The 15,163-nt window shown below is 44.6% G+C and carries 15 protein-coding genes; 6 read left to right on the top strand and 9 right to left on the bottom strand.

Going from position 1 to position 15,163, the window contains the following annotated elements; all coding sequences use genetic code 11:
* Positions 1-31: 31 nt before the first annotated feature.
* The 4 genes from AB4583_RS03110 to AB4583_RS03095 form a co-directional block, all read right to left on the bottom strand.
* Entirely contained in the window at positions 32-919 is an 888-nt protein-coding gene (locus tag AB4583_RS03110) for a hemin ABC transporter substrate-binding protein (RefSeq protein ID WP_017062757.1), read from the bottom strand.
* A gap of 148 nt (positions 920-1,067) precedes the next feature.
* Entirely contained in the window at positions 1,068-1,481 is a 414-nt protein-coding gene (locus AB4583_RS03105; protein ID WP_017067951.1) for a biopolymer transporter ExbD, read from the bottom strand.
* Entirely contained in the window at positions 1,478-2,179 is a 702-nt protein-coding gene (locus tag AB4583_RS03100) for a MotA/TolQ/ExbB proton channel family protein (protein WP_017067950.1), read from the bottom strand. The genes AB4583_RS03105 and AB4583_RS03100 overlap by 4 nt, the downstream gene beginning before the upstream one ends.
* 2 nt (positions 2,180-2,181) lie before the next feature.
* Positions 2,182-3,012: an energy transducer TonB gene (locus tag AB4583_RS03095; protein ID WP_017067949.1), complete on the bottom strand. Its 831-nt coding sequence runs from the start codon at positions 3,010-3,012 to the stop codon at positions 2,182-2,184.
* Positions 3,013-3,173: 161 nt separating this feature from the next.
* Here AB4583_RS03095 and hutW point away from each other — a divergent pair, with 161 nt between their 5' ends.
* The 4 genes from hutW to AB4583_RS03075 all read left to right on the top strand — a co-directional run bounded on the left by hutW (position 3,174) and on the right by AB4583_RS03075 (position 6,513).
* On the top strand, positions 3,174-4,583 hold the full coding sequence (hutW, locus tag AB4583_RS03090) for a heme anaerobic degradation radical SAM methyltransferase ChuW/HutW (protein ID WP_017067948.1): 1,410 nt from the start codon (positions 3,174-3,176) through the stop codon (positions 4,581-4,583).
* Between the two features lie 48 nt (positions 4,584-4,631).
* On the top strand, positions 4,632-5,153 hold the full coding sequence (gene hutX, locus AB4583_RS03085) for a heme utilization cystosolic carrier protein HutX (protein WP_016784265.1): 522 nt from the start codon (positions 4,632-4,634) through the stop codon (positions 5,151-5,153).
* A 155-nt stretch (positions 5,154-5,308) separates the two neighbouring features.
* Positions 5,309-5,839, top strand: coding sequence for a heme utilization protein HutZ (hutZ, locus tag AB4583_RS03080; protein ID WP_004731858.1), 531 nt, complete (start codon positions 5,309-5,311; stop codon positions 5,837-5,839).
* A gap of 113 nt (positions 5,840-5,952) precedes the next feature.
* Positions 5,953-6,513, top strand: a complete 561-nt coding sequence (locus AB4583_RS03075; protein ID WP_017062752.1) for an ATP:cob(I)alamin adenosyltransferase — start codon at positions 5,953-5,955, stop codon at positions 6,511-6,513.
* Positions 6,514-6,607: 94 nt separating this feature from the next.
* Here the strand turns inward: AB4583_RS03075 and AB4583_RS03070 are convergent, their stop codons facing one another.
* Positions 6,608-7,522 (bottom strand): chemotaxis protein, encoded by a 915-nt coding sequence (locus AB4583_RS03070; protein ID WP_372082823.1) that lies wholly within the window; start codon positions 7,520-7,522, stop codon positions 6,608-6,610.
* A gap of 281 nt (positions 7,523-7,803) precedes the next feature.
* On the opposite strand from AB4583_RS03070, the gene ppiC reads away from it, so the two are divergent.
* Positions 7,804-8,085 carry a peptidylprolyl isomerase PpiC gene (ppiC, locus tag AB4583_RS03065; RefSeq protein WP_258185064.1) on the top strand — a complete coding sequence of 94 codons (282 nt, stop codon included), beginning with the start codon at positions 7,804-7,806 and terminating at the stop codon, positions 8,083-8,085.
* 283 nt (positions 8,086-8,368) lie between these two features.
* Positions 8,369-9,775, top strand: a complete 1,407-nt coding sequence (locus AB4583_RS03060) for an alpha-amylase family glycosyl hydrolase (protein WP_017062749.1) — start codon at positions 8,369-8,371, stop codon at positions 9,773-9,775.
* 128 nt (positions 9,776-9,903) lie between these two features.
* Here AB4583_RS03060 and AB4583_RS03055 read toward each other — a convergent pair whose 3' ends face one another.
* The 4 genes from AB4583_RS03055 to AB4583_RS03040 form a co-directional block, all read right to left on the bottom strand.
* Positions 9,904-11,775 (bottom strand): methyl-accepting chemotaxis protein, encoded by a 1,872-nt coding sequence (locus AB4583_RS03055; protein WP_372116390.1) that lies wholly within the window; start codon positions 11,773-11,775, stop codon positions 9,904-9,906.
* 436 nt (positions 11,776-12,211) lie between these two features.
* A complete protein-coding gene (locus tag AB4583_RS03050) occupies positions 12,212-13,582 on the bottom strand; it encodes a YjiH family protein (protein ID WP_017067418.1) in 1,371 nt (456 codons plus the stop codon).
* 228 nt (positions 13,583-13,810) lie between these two features.
* Positions 13,811-14,485: a YoaK family protein gene (locus AB4583_RS03045; RefSeq protein WP_372116388.1), complete on the bottom strand. Its 675-nt coding sequence runs from the start codon at positions 14,483-14,485 to the stop codon at positions 13,811-13,813.
* 175 nt (positions 14,486-14,660) lie between these two features.
* Positions 14,661-15,143, bottom strand: coding sequence for a GFA family protein (locus tag AB4583_RS03040; protein ID WP_170791798.1), 483 nt, complete (start codon positions 15,141-15,143; stop codon positions 14,661-14,663).
* Positions 15,144-15,163: the final 20 nt, after the last annotated feature.

The raw sequence follows: 15,163 nt of genomic DNA, 5'->3' as shown, positions 1-15,163 counted from the left end.
AATTAGCGATAGCAGAAATAGGGTGGTTGAGTTATAGCGGGTAGATAAGTGCGTTTAGACGTTTTGCTTCAGAGAGGCTTTCTAGGCCAAGCCCGCCAACCAAAGCACTGCCATTTACGGTAATGATTTGCTTGTTCATACCTGCAGGCGTTGCCGCTAGCATAGGCAGTGATTTCAGGATGGCATCTGCGCCGCCCATTTTTTGATAACTACGGCCGCTTACTAAAATGACATCAGGTTGCATCTCAACGAGTGATTCCATTGAAAGTGGCTTGTAAGACGTTAGGCTTTGAGCTGCAGGGTTGATACCGCCAGCTAACTCGATGATTGCGTTTGGCGAAGTTTCACCGCCAGCAACGTTCGCAGGGCGACCTTCATGCAGCAACAGGAATAGAACTTTCTTCGCTTCGTTGCTTGGTACTTGGTTCGCTTTCAGTGCTGCGATCTTTTGATTCACATCGGTTTTCACTTGCTGCGAGTGGTCTTCGGTATGGGTGATCTTTGCGATTTGGTCGATACGCTTTAATAGCCCTTCCACGTTTGCTTCAGTGTTAACAATCTCTACATCGACGCCTGCCGATTTTAATTGAGAGATAGCGTTGTCTGGTCCCATTTCATCCGAGCCAATCAATGTGGTTGGCTCTAGGGCGAGTAGACCTTCAGCAGACAGGTTTCGGTGATAACCAATCTTTGGCAGGTTTTCTCCTTGAGGGAAGTGGCTGGTCACATCAATCGCGACTAACTGCTCTTCGGCACCTAATGCCAAAACCAATTCAGTAACGGCACTACCAGCACTGATGATTCGAGGTTGTTCAGCGTCGTTGGCCATTGCGGGTGCGCTAAGTGCCAGGCTGATTGCAGCTAATGAAAGAAGAGGTGTCTTGGTCTTTAATTTATTGAGCACGTTTAAGTTGTTCATAATAAGTTCTTTATATTTTCTTTTTGTATCGCGAAGATACTCAGTGAGCAGTCCGTTCGCATTGTGAGTTCGAATCGATAGAGAGGCTTAGTCTGCTTGTTTAGTTTTATCAACCAGAAGCCAAACCTCGTGAAAATTGAGTGTCGCTCTAGCCATCGTCCGTGAGCAATTGAGTCGCTGGTATTCCGTTTTCTTGAAGGAATGAAAGCAACTTCACTAGGTTCTCCACGTTAGCGGCTTTATCTGCGCCAATGATGATCGGTTTTTTATCCGTTGAACCAGTCTCTTCTAACAGCGCAATCTTGAAGTTTTCCCAGTCGATGTATTCTTGGCCGTTAATTGCCCAGTAGGGTTCGCGGTCTAAAATATTGACGCTAATCGAATCCTTGTGGACTTCAGAAACGTTTTTAACATCCGAGCTTGGCAGTTCAACTTCTAGCGATTCCAGCTTTACCGATGCCGTAAGCAATAGAAAAACCATCACGATAAAAATGATGTCGAGTAGCGGCGTTAAGTCCGGCGCTAGGCTTTGCGTGTTCGATGAGTTGGGCGTTTTAATCATGCTTGGCTCACATCACCGGTAGAAGCTTGGTTTACGGTCGTGCTATTCACATCGCCGGACTGATTGGTTTGAATCGACATTCCTTCTAACCACACATTCACATAGTTCAATGTATGCTCCAGTTGAGCTAGCACTCGATCGGCCCATAGCCCTAGTAGCTGCGCCCCTGAAATAGCAGGAAGCGCAATCATCAAACCTGCTGCTGTGGTTCGCATTGCTAATCCAAGACCGTCTGCCAAATCATTAGGCGTGATGCTGCCTGTTGTCGCGGCAACGCCTTTAAACATCTCAATAAGACCAAGTACCGTACCAAGCAAGCCGATGAGTGGGCTGATCACGCCGATCAAACCAAGCAGTCTTAAACCTGCATGAAGCTGGTGGCGTTTTTCTTGTAGCCAGATCCCAGCGGCATCTTCACGTAACCCTTTTGAGAAAGAGTGGTGAGCAAGCAACATTGACACGCCCTTGTACAAGAGCGGGCGTTTACCTGAAATCGACTGAGCAAGCGCTTCAATCTCTTTGCTGTTGGTTGGTGAAATTTGGTTAAGCTCACGACGAATGGCGCGTTTGCCAACACCAATGCTTAACATCACTTGGAAGATACGTTCAGCGATGATCATTGCTGTTAATGCAGAACAGATGAGAAGAGGCCAAGTCATTAAGCCAAGTTGATCTTGTAAGTAACTGATTTGTTGCATGATTAATCCAACCTAAAACGAACAGGTATTTGTACACGGTGAGCAATCGCTCGACCATTGACAGTGTGAGGTGAGAATTTCCATTGTTTAATGGCTTCTAAAGCGGCGTTATCGAGCATTAGTGCGCCTGATGAATTTACTAATGCTTGTTTAATTTGTTTGCCTTCTGCGTCTAACCAGATCTCATAAGTTGCGACACCTTCAACGCCACGACGTCTGGCTTGGCGAGGATAATTCGGCGGTGTAGGGCGTGCAGAGAAAGAAGGCTTAGTTACTAGCACCGGTTCTTGGTTTGACACGCCTTGGTTTACTTCCTGAGGTTGGTTCGCAGACTCGTCCATATTCTTATCGATTTTCTTGTTGGCCAGTTTCTCTGGTTGAGTGGCTGGTTTGGACTTTGGTTCTGGTTTTAGGTCTGGACGCTCTTTCTTAACCACCTTTTTCTCAGTCACTGGTTTCTTTTGAACCGGCTTTTTCTCGACAACCTTCTTCTCAATAACTTTTTTCTCAACTTTCTTTGGTTGAGGTTTATTGGTGATCGCTTTTTTCTTTGGGGTTGGCTTAGCTTGCTTTGGCTCAACCGTTTTTGTTTCGACTGGTTTAGGTTCGGCTTGTGAGACGGTTTCTTTTATTGGCTCAGGTTCAACTGGCTCTGTGATTGTTTTTTGCTGAGCTTGTGAAGGAACGCTCTTAGGAGTGAAGTTGATCGATACCGTGTTCGATTGGCTACCTGCAGGCATCGCAAATACTTTGGATTCTTGAGCGACAAACAATAACGCTGCATGAATCACTAACGATGCACCGCCTGCAATAACATATCTAGGAACGTTCACAATCAATCCTTTACCAAATCAAAATTCTGTATCGGATTATTGCTTAGAATCTAAATAAGATCAATTATCAATTGCATTATCATTTGCGTGTATTTATGATTCTCTCAGTTTTTAGCGAATAGTCTTCCAGGCTTTGCTATGTAAGTGTTTAGAGAGATTATATGAGTCTTGATATTTATAAATTTGACGAATCAATCTTGGGTGTTTCTAGCCCTGATCCGCTTCGTTTTGCGTTTGCGAAAAAGCATTCTGCCCACGCCGGAGGAAGTTCAATTCCGGTCGACCCCAGTAAGAAGTTAGAACACTTTGATGAATTGATGCTAAGCGAAGGGAAGAAACAGGATAAGCGTTGCCTGTATATTCACATTCCTTTCTGCCGTGTGCGTTGTACGTTCTGTAACTTCTTCCAAAATGCCGCAAGCCGCAAATTAGTCGATGAGTACTTCGAGGCTCTGATGGTTGAGTTGAAGCAAAAAGCCAAAACGCCTTGGGCTCAGTCTGGATTATTTCACGCTGTCTACATTGGTGGCGGAACACCTACCGACCTATCGTCTCAACAAGTAGAGCAATTAGGTAAGGCTATTCGCCAATATTTCCCACTAGCAAACGATGTTGAGATGACATTGGAAGGGCGCATCAATCGATTTGGTGACGAGATGTTTGATCGTGCGCTTGAAGGTGGCTTCAATCGTTTCTCGTTCGGTATTCAAAGTTTCAATACTCAGGTTCGACGTAGTGCTAAGCGCCTAGATGACCGAGAGGTTGTGCTAGAACGTATCAGTTCACTAAGCCGCACCGAGCAAGCGCCAATCGTTCTTGATCTGATATACGGATTACCACACCAATCTATGGAAGTGTTCCAACAAGATTTAGAAGACTACATGTCTACTGGCGCACACGGCATTGACCTCTACCAACTGATTGTTGCGGGCAATGCACCTATGCTTAATCTTGTTGAGAAAGGAAAAATCCCACCGCCTGCGAATACGCCAGATAAGGCGAGCATGTATTTGGCGGGTGTGGAGTTCATGGCAAAAAATAAGGTCAAGCAACTGAGCGTAAACCACTGGACTCGTGATAACCGCGAACGCAGCATTTACAACAGCTTAGCGAAAACTTATGCCGAAGTTCTACCCATTGGTTGTGGCGCTGGTGGCAACATCGGCGGTCATGGTGTGATGCAGCATCGAACTTTAGACAGCTACATGGAGTCTATAAAGCAAGGTCAATTACCTATTGCCATGATGACTAAGCAAAGCTCATTAGAGCCTATCTTCTCAACATTAAAGGCAGGTTTCGATTCTGGTGTTGTTAGAAGAAGTACGCTACCGAGATTTATGGGGCAAGATACGTTCGACTACCTCAAACCTTTGTTCGCGCATTGGGAAAAGAACGGTTTAGTTGAGCTTTCGGAAGATTATCTGAGCCTGACTATTGCTGGCAGCTTTTGGGCGGTAAGCCTAGCGCAGAGTGTGATTCAAGTGCTTAACGCTGAATACCAAGCTATGCACCCAGCGCCTAAAGCGTCAGGTTCGGGCGTACACCCGCATGCAAGTTTGAAGCACGCTTAATATCGAATTTTTAGTTTATAACTTACTCGTTTATACGGAACATATTCAATGACAGATACAACATTAGAAATGACAGAAACTCTAGAACAACGCGTAGCTCTAATTTTAGAAGAAGAGCCAAAACTACTGCCAACAGCAATTGCTGAGAAGCTAGGTGTTTCAGAGGTTGAAGTGGTTGCTGCTTTTCCAAACGACATGGCGGTAATGCTAGATGGCAGCCGTGCTCAAGAGATTCTAGAAGGTTTAGTGGGTTGGGGCCCTGTGACCACTATCGTGCATTCATTTGGTTCTATCTTTGAAGTTAAAGCGCCATTCCCGAAAGGTAAGGTAGCGCGTGGTTACTACAACCTAATGGGCAAAGAGGGCGAGCTTCATGGTCACCTTAAACTTGATAACGTTAAACATATCGGTTTGGTGAGCAAGGCGTTCATGGGTCGTGAAAGTCATTACTTCGGCTTCTTCAGTGAAACCGGTGAGAACATTTTTAAGATTTACCTAGGCCGCAACGAAAAGCGTGAGCTTATTGCCGACCAAGTAGAACGCTTCAAAGCGCTAAAAGAACAAGCTTAAGTTCAATTTACAGTAAATAATCAGCAGCAATCTTACATAGGGTTGCCAACTGGCTTAAACAAGACATCAATGCTCGAGGATCGTTTAGTTCGCTAATGATCGCTCAACCTTGGGCAAAAATAATAAATCAGAGAAAGTGAAGAAAGGAATTACCCATGGAACAGCAAGTAAAACAAGAACGTCTACAAGGTCGCCTAGGTCCAGAAATTAAAGAGTTTCGCCAAGAGCGCCGTACCCTTCAACTTGCAACGGTTGATGAAGAAGGTCGCCCGAACGTAAGTTACGCACCTTTCGTTCAGAACCAAGAAGGTTACTTTGTTCTAATTTCTGATATTGCTCGTCATGCTCGCAACTTGAAAGCGAACCCTCAGGTCTCTTTGATGATGATTGAAGACGAAGAGAGCTCGAAGCAACTTTACGCACGTAAACGTTTAACGTTTGATGCTCAAGCAAGTGTTGTGGAGCGTGAAACGGAACTTTGGACTCAAGTGATTGGCCAGATGCAAGAGCGTTTTGGTGAAATCATTGATGGTTTGAGCCAACTTCAAGACTTCTCTCTGTTTAACCTTAAAGCTGAGAACGGCCTGTTCGTTAAAGGCTTTGGTCAGGCATACCAAGTGTCAGGCGACGATCTGGTGGATTTCGTTCACCTACAAGAAGGTCACAAAAAAGTATCTAACGAGTAATCTCGTTTAATCGATTTCTTTAGGAGCCCTCCAATGTGAGGGCTTTTTTATGTCTAAATCAAAGAGTTTGGTATATTGGCGTTTGATGACTATTTATATGTAAGGATCGGTACGTGAAACCAGTAAGTCGAGATTGGGACGAGTTCTGTTACCCGTTTATTTATGAAGACAGTCCTATCTGTGATTTTGAGATTTTGTCGGATGAACTTTGTTGCCGAGTTGGATTGGTGTTGTCTTTAGAGCTAGAGCCTCAGGTTCGTGAGATCCTGCAACGCTTGCAGCCAAACATCTACCATTTGAATGGCTCTGTGCGCGGTAAGCTTGCCATCACCGAGTCTGAATTGGTCGAGCTCAAGCAAGATTATCATCGTATCCGTGAGCAGTTAGAAGGGGGGGTTAAAGGCTTTGTCTTACCCGGTGGACACCGAGTGTCTAGTGAACTTCACTTGTGTCGTTGTCAGGCTAAGAAAGTTGTGCGAGCTTTGGTGAGTATTGAACATCATGAAAGCAAAAAGTCGCCAGACCCGATTCTTTTTAAATACGCCAACCTAGTCGCGAACACTCTCTATGCATTGGCCTCTTTTACCAATCATGTGAATGAAGTCGAGGAAGTGGAATTTGTGAGTAAGAGCTACTCTATGCCGAAAAAGTCTATGCCAGAAAACAAAGACTAACGGTTAGCTCTATTCTTATTAAGATTTGAAGAAAGAAGAGACTAAGAAGCTAAACCATTGAGCACTATGCCAGGTTTAGCTTCTATAACAGAGCCTAAGCCGCCGTAGAGGCGCCGTTTAAGACTTTTGCGCCGCGTAGCATAGCTTCGATTAATTCACCCGCGTTGAACTTCTCAAGCGCTTCATGCGCCCCCACCTGATTAGCACGGTCGACACAGATCTCACTGGACAGTGAGGTATGCAAAATACAGTAAGCGTGACTTAAAGCGCTGTCGTTTTGCACTTCAAATGCAAGCTCATAACCATCTAATCCCGGCATCTCGATATCACTCACCAGAAGATCAATGGCATTGCCAGCGCTGGCTTGGCGTCGCATTAGGTCGATGGCATCTAAGCCGTTGTTACATATGCTGTAAGGGATGTTGATGCTGTCTAAGGCATCAGATAACTGTTTACGTGCAATCAAAGAGTCATCCACTAATAAGATGTTCAATGCTTTGAGGCGTTCCCTTTCTACATCGGTCAGCATCGGGACATGAGCATTCTCATAAGCTGGGTAGATCTTAGAAAGCAGCAGTTCCACATCGAGCATTTGCACAATACGGTCTTCAAAACGTGTAATACCCGTTACAAACACATTGCGACCCACACTGGTGGGTGGAGATTCAATGCTCTTCCAGTCGCATTCAATGATTTTATCAATTGAACGAACCAAGAACGCCACAACTGTTCTCAAACAGTCAGTAACGATGAGTACACAATCTTGGTATTCAGCGGGTGTTATCGGACGGAAGCCAATCGCAGCGGACATATCAATCACAGGAACTGTAAGGTCGCGGATAGTCACTGTACCAATCACGTGATGATGGGAGTAGGGGATCTGAGTCATCGGCTGAAAAGGGACGATTTCTCTGACCTTAAGCGTGCCAATCGCAAAACTTTGAGTGAGGGACAACTTGAACATCAACATTCCCTGTGACTGACTCGCTTTACTGATCGGTTTGGCCATAAGTGGCTCCTACTTAATACGCGCTTAATTTATAAGGATTAATTTAAAGGGAAATGGAAGCCGCAGCAAGTCGCGATGCGGTTTTTAATGGCCTTTAAGGCAGTTGTTTTCGGTTATAGAGTGAAGAATAGCGGTTCTTGGGTTAAAATCACGCTAAACGCTGGCTGTCGATGAATTTATGTCGATAAGCCGTTAGCGGCAAACAGATTTACAACAGTCAGTTCATTCGCGATGTTCTAAGTAATCGTCGTAAGTAAACTGGCAGCAACAAACTGAGAATTATCATGGCAAGAACAGCAGCAGCGCTTCATATTTTGGTGAAGCATAAAGAACTAGCAGAAGACATCATGACGCAGCTTAAAAAGGGCGCTAAATTTCAAACGCTAGCGAAGAAACATTCAACCTGTCCATCTGGTAAAAAGGGCGGCGACCTAGGTGAGTTCAAAAAAGGTCAAATGGTGCCTCAGTTTGATAAGGTTTGTTTCTCTGGCGAGACGCTTGTACCACACCTTGTGAAAACAAAATTTGGCTGGCACGTCGTGAAGGTTCTTTACAGAACTTAGTTATAAATATGTGTTAGATTGAATAAAAGGAGCGTATATACGCTCCTTTTTTGTGACTTTTGTGCGCGTTTTAAAGCACTACGGTTGAGTGTTCATCCCAGACGTTATGCGATAATTGGTGCTACGCCCTCAACCATCCACCGTGAGTAATTGGTAGGAGGAGGAGGGTTTTTAATGAGTAACTCATATAATAAATGCCATTCTTGAGGAAATTTATTGCAGCTTTGCCTTTTAGCCTTTGCCTTTTCTAAAAAGCTGTAAACGAGTTTGGTAGGAGAACAACATGGAGAGTTCAGCTATGTTAAGCAAACCAGCGACAGATGTCATATTGCATGCCTTTGACTGGTGCTACGCTGACGTAATGAAGAACGCCCCACTGATCCAAGAGTTGGGTTATAAATCTGTTTTAGTATCACCGGCGATGAAATCGCTGCGCGGCCCTAAAGGTTGCGATCGAAATTCTGGTACTCAATGGTGGCAACGCTATCAGCCCCAAGACTATCGTGTGATCGATAATCAGTTGGGTGACACACAAGATTTTAAAGCGATGGTCGACACGTTAAAGCGACATGGGCTTCGTACTTATGTGGATGTGGTGTTTAACCACATGGCCAACGAATCGGGTATCCGCGGTGATCTAACGTATCCCAATCAGCAAGACATGGCGTCTTATCAAAAAGATGCTGACTATTATGAATCCATACGTTTGTTTGGTGACCTTTCTGAGCCTCTTTTTGATGAGAACGACTTCGTGGAAGCGTTTGGTATCAAGAACTGGAAAGACACGTGGGAAGTGCAAAACGGGCGTATTACTGGTGGCGCCAGCGACCCTGGCCTGCCAACGCTACTCGATAACGATAATGTGGTGGCACAACAAAGAGCCTACCTAAAAGCACTGAAAGAGATTGGTGTGAAAGGATTTCGCATTGATGCGGCAAAGCATATGACACTGGCACACCTACGCAAGGTGTGGACGGATGACATCTGCGAAGAAATGCACATCTTCGGTGAGATCATTACCGATGGCGGCGCGACAGAAGAAGAGTATGAGCTGTTCCTTGAGCCTTATCTTAAACACACTCGCTTAGGCGCTTACGATTTCCCGTTGTTCAACACCATCTTCAAAGCATTTGAAGAGCAGGGCAGCTTTAAGTCTTTGATTAACCCATACTGTTTTGGTCAGGCTCTGTCGAATATGCGAGCGATCACGTTTGCGGTCACTCATGATATTCCCAATAACGAGGTGTTTTTGGAGCATGTGATGGATGAAGTGGATGAGCGATTGGCTCATGCTTTCATTCTTGGTCGAGACGGCGGTGTGCCGCTTGTTTACAGTGAACTGAGCACCAGCGGTATTCTGGACAAGAGCGGTCAGCCTCGTTGGCTTAACGACTGGCAAGCGCCTTACATGAAAAGCATGATTCAATTCCATAACCATGTTCATGGCGAAGCGATGCGTGTGGTTGAAGCGAATGATGATTTGTTGGTGTTTGTCCGTGGCGATAAAGGCATTGTGGTGATCAACAAGTCGAAGCGAAGCAAAACAGCCTCATTAAATTGGACTGGTGCGGTAACCGATTTACTGTCGGATGATGTGTTTGAATGTGTTGGTAAGGATTTAACCATCAAGGTGGAATCGAACCAATGCATGATGTTAACGACGAATGAATTGAAGCCTGTCACGAGTTAACTTGGATAGACTAGAAAGAGAAGCCCCGCTTACTGGCAATCAGTAATCGGGGCTTTTTATTTTAAGCTATTGCTCGGTAACTAAACCAAATGGCGACTCAGCCAAACGGCAACTGAGCCAAACCTTGGTTAAACCGTAAACTTATTCAATAGCTCGTCTTGTTGGCGAACATTGTCAGTTTGCTGCTGCATTGCGGTATTCGCTTCTTGGGCCGCTGTTGATACTTGTGTTGAAAGGTCTTTGATCTTAACAGTGTTGTTATTGATCTCTTCCGCTACTAAGCTCTGCTCTTCTGCCGCTGAAGCAATCTGGATGTTCATATCTGAGATGCGTTGAATCGCGTCACGGATACGGTCAAGTGAAGAGTTCGCTTGCTGAGCGCGTTCAACGGCGTCAGTGGCTGTGTCTTTACTTTGGTTCATCGCGTTCGATACTGAGCTTGCACCCGCTTGGAGCTGCTCGATCATGTTGCGGATTTCCGTAGTTGATTCTTGAGTACGTTGTGCCAGAGTACGAACTTCATCGGCAACGACTGCGAAACCACGGCCTGATTCACCAGCACGCGCCGCTTCAATAGCCGCATTCAATGCCAGTAGGTTGGTTTGGTCTGCAATATCGTTGATTACTTTTAGAATTGTTTCGATGTTGGCTGTTGCTGATTCAAGTACTTGTACTTCGGCAACCGCTTGGTCGATACGTGCTGAAAGGTTATCAATCGCTTGAGTGGTGTCACTTACGACAGATGTGCCGTCTAGCGTTGCTTCGTCTGCTTCACGGGCTGCCGCTGCTGCGCCTTGAGCATTGTTTGCAACTTCAGTTGCAGTAACCGCCATCTCGTTCATTGCAGTCGCTAACTGTTCAAGCTCTTCCAGTTGGGTATTCATCGCTTTCGCTGATTCGCCTGCACCTTTAACCGTGATTTCAGTACCACGCTTAATTTCAACACCAATCGCTTTCGATTGAATGATCTGATTTTGCAGGTTTTCAGTAAAGGTGTTGAAGCCTTTCGCTAGGTCAGAGAACTCTTTGTCTGTGTTGGTATCTAGGCGCTTAGTTAAGTCACCTTGACCGCTCGCCACATCTTGAATGGCTTGGTTAAGCGCATCCAGTGGACGCATTAACACACGAATCAGAACAGTCAGTGCAATGATGCTGAGAATAACTGCAATCAACGAGTAGATCATTGAGCTGTTCTTCAATTCTTCAACGGTTTGGAACGCGATCTCTTCATCGAGGATTGCACCTATATACCAATCTTCACTAGGGATGTGGGTGAAATTAACTAGGAACATTTTGCCGTCGACTTCAATTTCTTGAGAGCCTTCACGAATAGTCGCTTGTGGCATGTAGCTTGATAGCGTTTCACCGTTGTTTTTCGCATTTGGGTGAGCAATCGTGGTGCCGTCGGCTGTTACTAGGAACAGGTAACCCGCATCAAACAAGTTCACTTGGTTGACCAAGGTAGCAAGGTTCGTCAATTCTAGGTCGTAGAACATACCCGCAGTAAAGCGGCCGTTGTCTTTAACTGGAGTACCTACTGATATGATGACTTTCTTACTTGATGCATCCACATAAGGAGCGGTAACAACTAAACTGTTTTTGGATTTAGCATCAATGTACCAAGGACGAATTCGTGGGTCGTAGTCTGGACCGGCATCCCAACCATCATCATTTTCAATAACGAAACCGTTTGCTTCATAACCAAAACCAACCGCTAGGAAGCTGTTTTTAAGCTTTGGCTTTTCTAAGATTTCTTTAACGTAAGCGCGATCTTCAGGGTTGATCTCGATGACTTCAGTCGTCGATTGAGCCAACGCTTTCTTGGCGTTCATCTCCGATACGACGGTATTTTTCACGCCCGAGACCATCTCTTTCAGGCTCGCATTGACGTGGTTTTCTACTGCACTTCTTACAGTGTAAAGTTGTTGTATTGAAAGCAATGATACTGTCACTAGCAGCAAGGCTGATGATGCAGCAACCACCTTATGGCTAAATTTCATTGAGTTTTCCCCTTCTCACAGGCTTTGCGAAGACTAAAGTTAATCGTGTTTTTGTAATTATATATATCGACTAGATTGGGTTTTACTTGAATGTAATTTCACAAAATAGACTGCAAAAATACAACAATCTAAACAATACAAAATTCACTAAATCACATATTTGTTACTTTTAGTATTTGGTTCAATGAGTTGGGGAATGGGGCTAGACAGAGTTTAAGGAGGGATTAAGAATGTATTAATTTGACGATTATGCGTTCAGTTTTCTATTAACAAGAGGCGGGGTGAACAAACGATATGAAATCAAATGACATACGGAGCTTATAAATTAATTGAACTCCAAATAATACTGTGTATATATTATTCGCAAATAAAAAGCCCCACAAAAGTGAGGCTTTATAAACTGAATCTTTATTGAGTTACATAAGTAGTATCTAATTTAGAATATTAGATGCGCTACACCAGCGATAACTGGAAGCGTAATTAACGTACGTAGAATAAAGATAATAAACAGTTCTAAGATGTTCACTGGAATCTTACTGCCTAGAAGTAGAGCGCCCACCTCAGACATGTAGATCAGCTGAGTTACCGACATTGCTGCAATAACAAAGCGAGTCATCTCGTTGTCGATAGAAGCCGCAAGGATTGCTGGGATAAACATGTCCGCAAAACCAACAACAATCGTTTCAGATGCTGCAACCGCTTCAGGAACACCAAGTAGCTCTAGGAATGGAATGAAAGGCTGACCTAGGATTGAGAACACAGACGTGTATTCCGCAATAACCAGTGCCATTGTACCTAAACCCATAACAACAGGCAGTACGCCAAATACCATATCTACGGCGTTACGAACGCCTTCGCCAAATACAGATTTAGCCGACTTTACTTGAGATGCTTTATTTACCGCTAGCTCAAGACCCCAAGAGAACGTTGAGTGACCTGCTGGGATCGCGTCAGCGTCTTTGTGCGGCTTGCTGCCATCAATGAAAGTATCTTTCTTCATGCTTAGTGGTGGAAGGCGAGGGATGATCACCGCTGCCACAATACCCGCTAAACAGATTGCTGCGTAGAAAGGTAGGAACAGGTGCTCTAGTTCTACCTGAGCAATAACCACAAGACTGAATGTGATAGATACTGCTGAGAAAGTCGTACCAACAACCGCAGCTTCACGCTGAGTGTAGAATTTCTTCTCGTACTGTTTGCTTGTAAGCAGGATACCAACACTGCCGTCACCCAACCAAGAAGCCATACAGTCAATAGCACTGCGGCCTGGTAGGTTGAAGATTGGACGCATGATTTTACTTAGTAGCGTGCCAAACAGCTCTAGTAGACCAAAGTTAAGTAGAAGCGGAAGTAGCAAACCAGCAAAGATGAATACTGAGAACAGTGTCGGAAGCAGGCCTTCTAGAACCAGACCACCAGTATTTTCTTCCCAAATAACCTCAGGCCCAACTTGGAAGAAAGCCATAACGGCTGCAGCACCACCAATTAAACGAACCAGCAACCACAGTGGAGATGGGTTGAAAAGGCCGTTTAAAAATGAATTTGATGTAATGAATGTAGGCTTAAAAATGGTGCTTAAAACTGAAGCTACAGACATGAAAGCAACGATCGCAGTGATGATAGGAACTAGATATTCACCGAAAACCGCTTGAATTGATTTGGCTAAGATAGCTACAGGGATGGTTAGATCACCTTGATAGCTGATTGGCGCCATGAAAAGGAATAAACCAATCAATGATGGGATTAAGAAAACCCAGAAACTGCCTTTAGATTTCTCTGTTTGAGCAGTATTCTTGTTGTTAGACATGTTATTGTTCTCGAATTTCTACACGTAAAAAAGCCACATCCTTGGCATTTTTATTCACTAAACGTCCGTATTTTCTCATTGGGTGCAAGATTACCCAGTATTAATATCGCTTGCAATACTATTCATCAAATATCGCTAAATATTCATACTGGTTATTCTGCAACGTATTAAGAGTTTAGAATAAAGTGTTGCGGATGTTACGTAGTTTGAGGTTATATTGCCAGATATTTATAAATTGACTGTGGTTTCAGTTCGATAGGTCAAGTATAACCAGTAGCTAAACGCAATAATGAAAGCAAAAGAGGCAGGGAAAGCCAATGCCAAGATTTCGAAGCGTTGGAACAGACAAGCGCCAATTAAGCCGCCAAACAGGAAGCCAACCACAATGAAAATTAGCAGTTTGGCTTTACGGCGGTCAAAAGGCATCCCCTTTAAGCGAGCGCCAATCATGATCCCAAGATCGGTAATGATCCCGCTCATGTGTGTTGTTCGAATGATTGCCCCGCTGTAAGTGGTGATCATCGCGTTCTGCAAACCACACGCGGCTGAAGCGAAATACTGACCTGAAGTATAGCCTTGCAACAGTGTCCACAGCGCCAAAAACAGCAATCCACCCTCAATACATAGTGCAACACCGTAACGGCGTCCTAACTTCAATGCTTGGTTTTCAATAAAGAACCCGCTGAACGCCGCACCTAACATGAAGCTCATGATCACCAATAGGAGGTGAACAGAAGCCGAGGTCGGTGTAAGCAGGCTACTGCCTAGCAAAGACATGGTGCCGGAGATATGGGAGATAGCTTGATGTTGGAAGCCAAGTAAGCCGATAGCATTAACACTGCCAGCAAGACCAGCTAACAAAAGGGCGCCGTATTCAACCCAGCGAGGTAACTTAGAAATCATGTGGTTCACCCTGGGTTAAATAGAGGAGCAAGATTATAACGCTAGACAAAAGATACGCTAGCGCTGTGAAGCGGTGATATTTGATCTTAGGCAACAGTATTGCAGTTTGTTTTAATACTGTTGCTATATAAAGATAACGGTCAATAACGAGATAAAGATAACGCTCAATGACGAACTAGTTGTAATGGCTCATTTGGTGGTCGAACTTAACCCAACCGTGTTTGCGTTCTTCATAAACCGAAAAGCTCGGCAGTGGGAAGTCTTGCTCTTTAAATAATCCGAGTGGGACGATATAAAAATCAGCGGCGGCAACCGACTGCAAAAGCATGGTGGTGCCACACTTGGGACAAAACTGATAGGTGACTTCATTACCCGTATCGCTGATGCGTGAAAAAGAGGTCACTTCACCGCTGAGTGTAACTTGTTCTATTGGGAACCGAGCCTGAATGCCGAACACACTTCCGGTGCGTTTCTGACACTCATAGCAATGGCAGACAGATGTACGTTGAGGTTCACCTCGGCATACTAGGTTGACTGCTCCACAGCGGCATTCGCAACTTCTGATATTTCTATCTTTAATATGATTGATATCCATCCATGCTCCACTTCTGGTTAACCCTGTATTGATAATTATACTAAAGCCCTTTATGGTCTGCACAACTGGATGAAAACAAAAGA

Source organism: Vibrio sp. 10N.222.49.C12, from assembly GCF_041475025.1.
In the GTDB taxonomy this organism is placed as follows: domain Bacteria; phylum Pseudomonadota; class Gammaproteobacteria; order Enterobacterales; family Vibrionaceae; genus Vibrio; species Vibrio crassostreae_C.
The sequence above is the reverse complement of the archived record's forward strand: the minus strand, read 5'-3'. Positions and strand labels throughout refer to the sequence as shown.

Excerpts from the sequence above, each read along its gene's own strand:
- AB4583_RS03110 (WP_017062757.1), bottom strand. The coding sequence starts at position 919 with ATGAACAACTTAAACGTGCTCAATAAATTAAAGACCAAGACACCTCTT.
- AB4583_RS03105 (WP_017067951.1), bottom strand. The coding sequence starts at position 1,481 with ATGATTAAAACGCCCAACTCATCGAACACGCAAAGCCTAGCGCCGGAC.
- AB4583_RS03100 (WP_017067950.1), bottom strand. The coding sequence starts at position 2,179 with ATGCAACAAATCAGTTACTTACAAGATCAACTTGGCTTAATGACTTGG.
- hutW (WP_017067948.1), top strand. The coding sequence starts at position 3,174 with ATGAGTCTTGATATTTATAAATTTGACGAATCAATCTTGGGTGTTTCT.
- hutX (WP_016784265.1), top strand. The coding sequence starts at position 4,632 with ATGACAGATACAACATTAGAAATGACAGAAACTCTAGAACAACGCGTA.
- hutZ (WP_004731858.1), top strand. The coding sequence starts at position 5,309 with ATGGAACAGCAAGTAAAACAAGAACGTCTACAAGGTCGCCTAGGTCCA.
- AB4583_RS03070 (WP_372082823.1), bottom strand. The coding sequence starts at position 7,522 with ATGGCCAAACCGATCAGTAAAGCGAGTCAGTCACAGGGAATGTTGATG.
- AB4583_RS03060 (WP_017062749.1), top strand. The coding sequence starts at position 8,369 with ATGGAGAGTTCAGCTATGTTAAGCAAACCAGCGACAGATGTCATATTG.
- AB4583_RS03055 (WP_372116390.1), bottom strand. The coding sequence starts at position 11,775 with ATGAAATTTAGCCATAAGGTGGTTGCTGCATCATCAGCCTTGCTGCTA.
- AB4583_RS03050 (WP_017067418.1), bottom strand. The coding sequence starts at position 13,582 with ATGTCTAACAACAAGAATACTGCTCAAACAGAGAAATCTAAAGGCAGT.
- AB4583_RS03045 (WP_372116388.1), bottom strand. The coding sequence starts at position 14,485 with ATGATTTCTAAGTTACCTCGCTGGGTTGAATACGGCGCCCTTTTGTTA.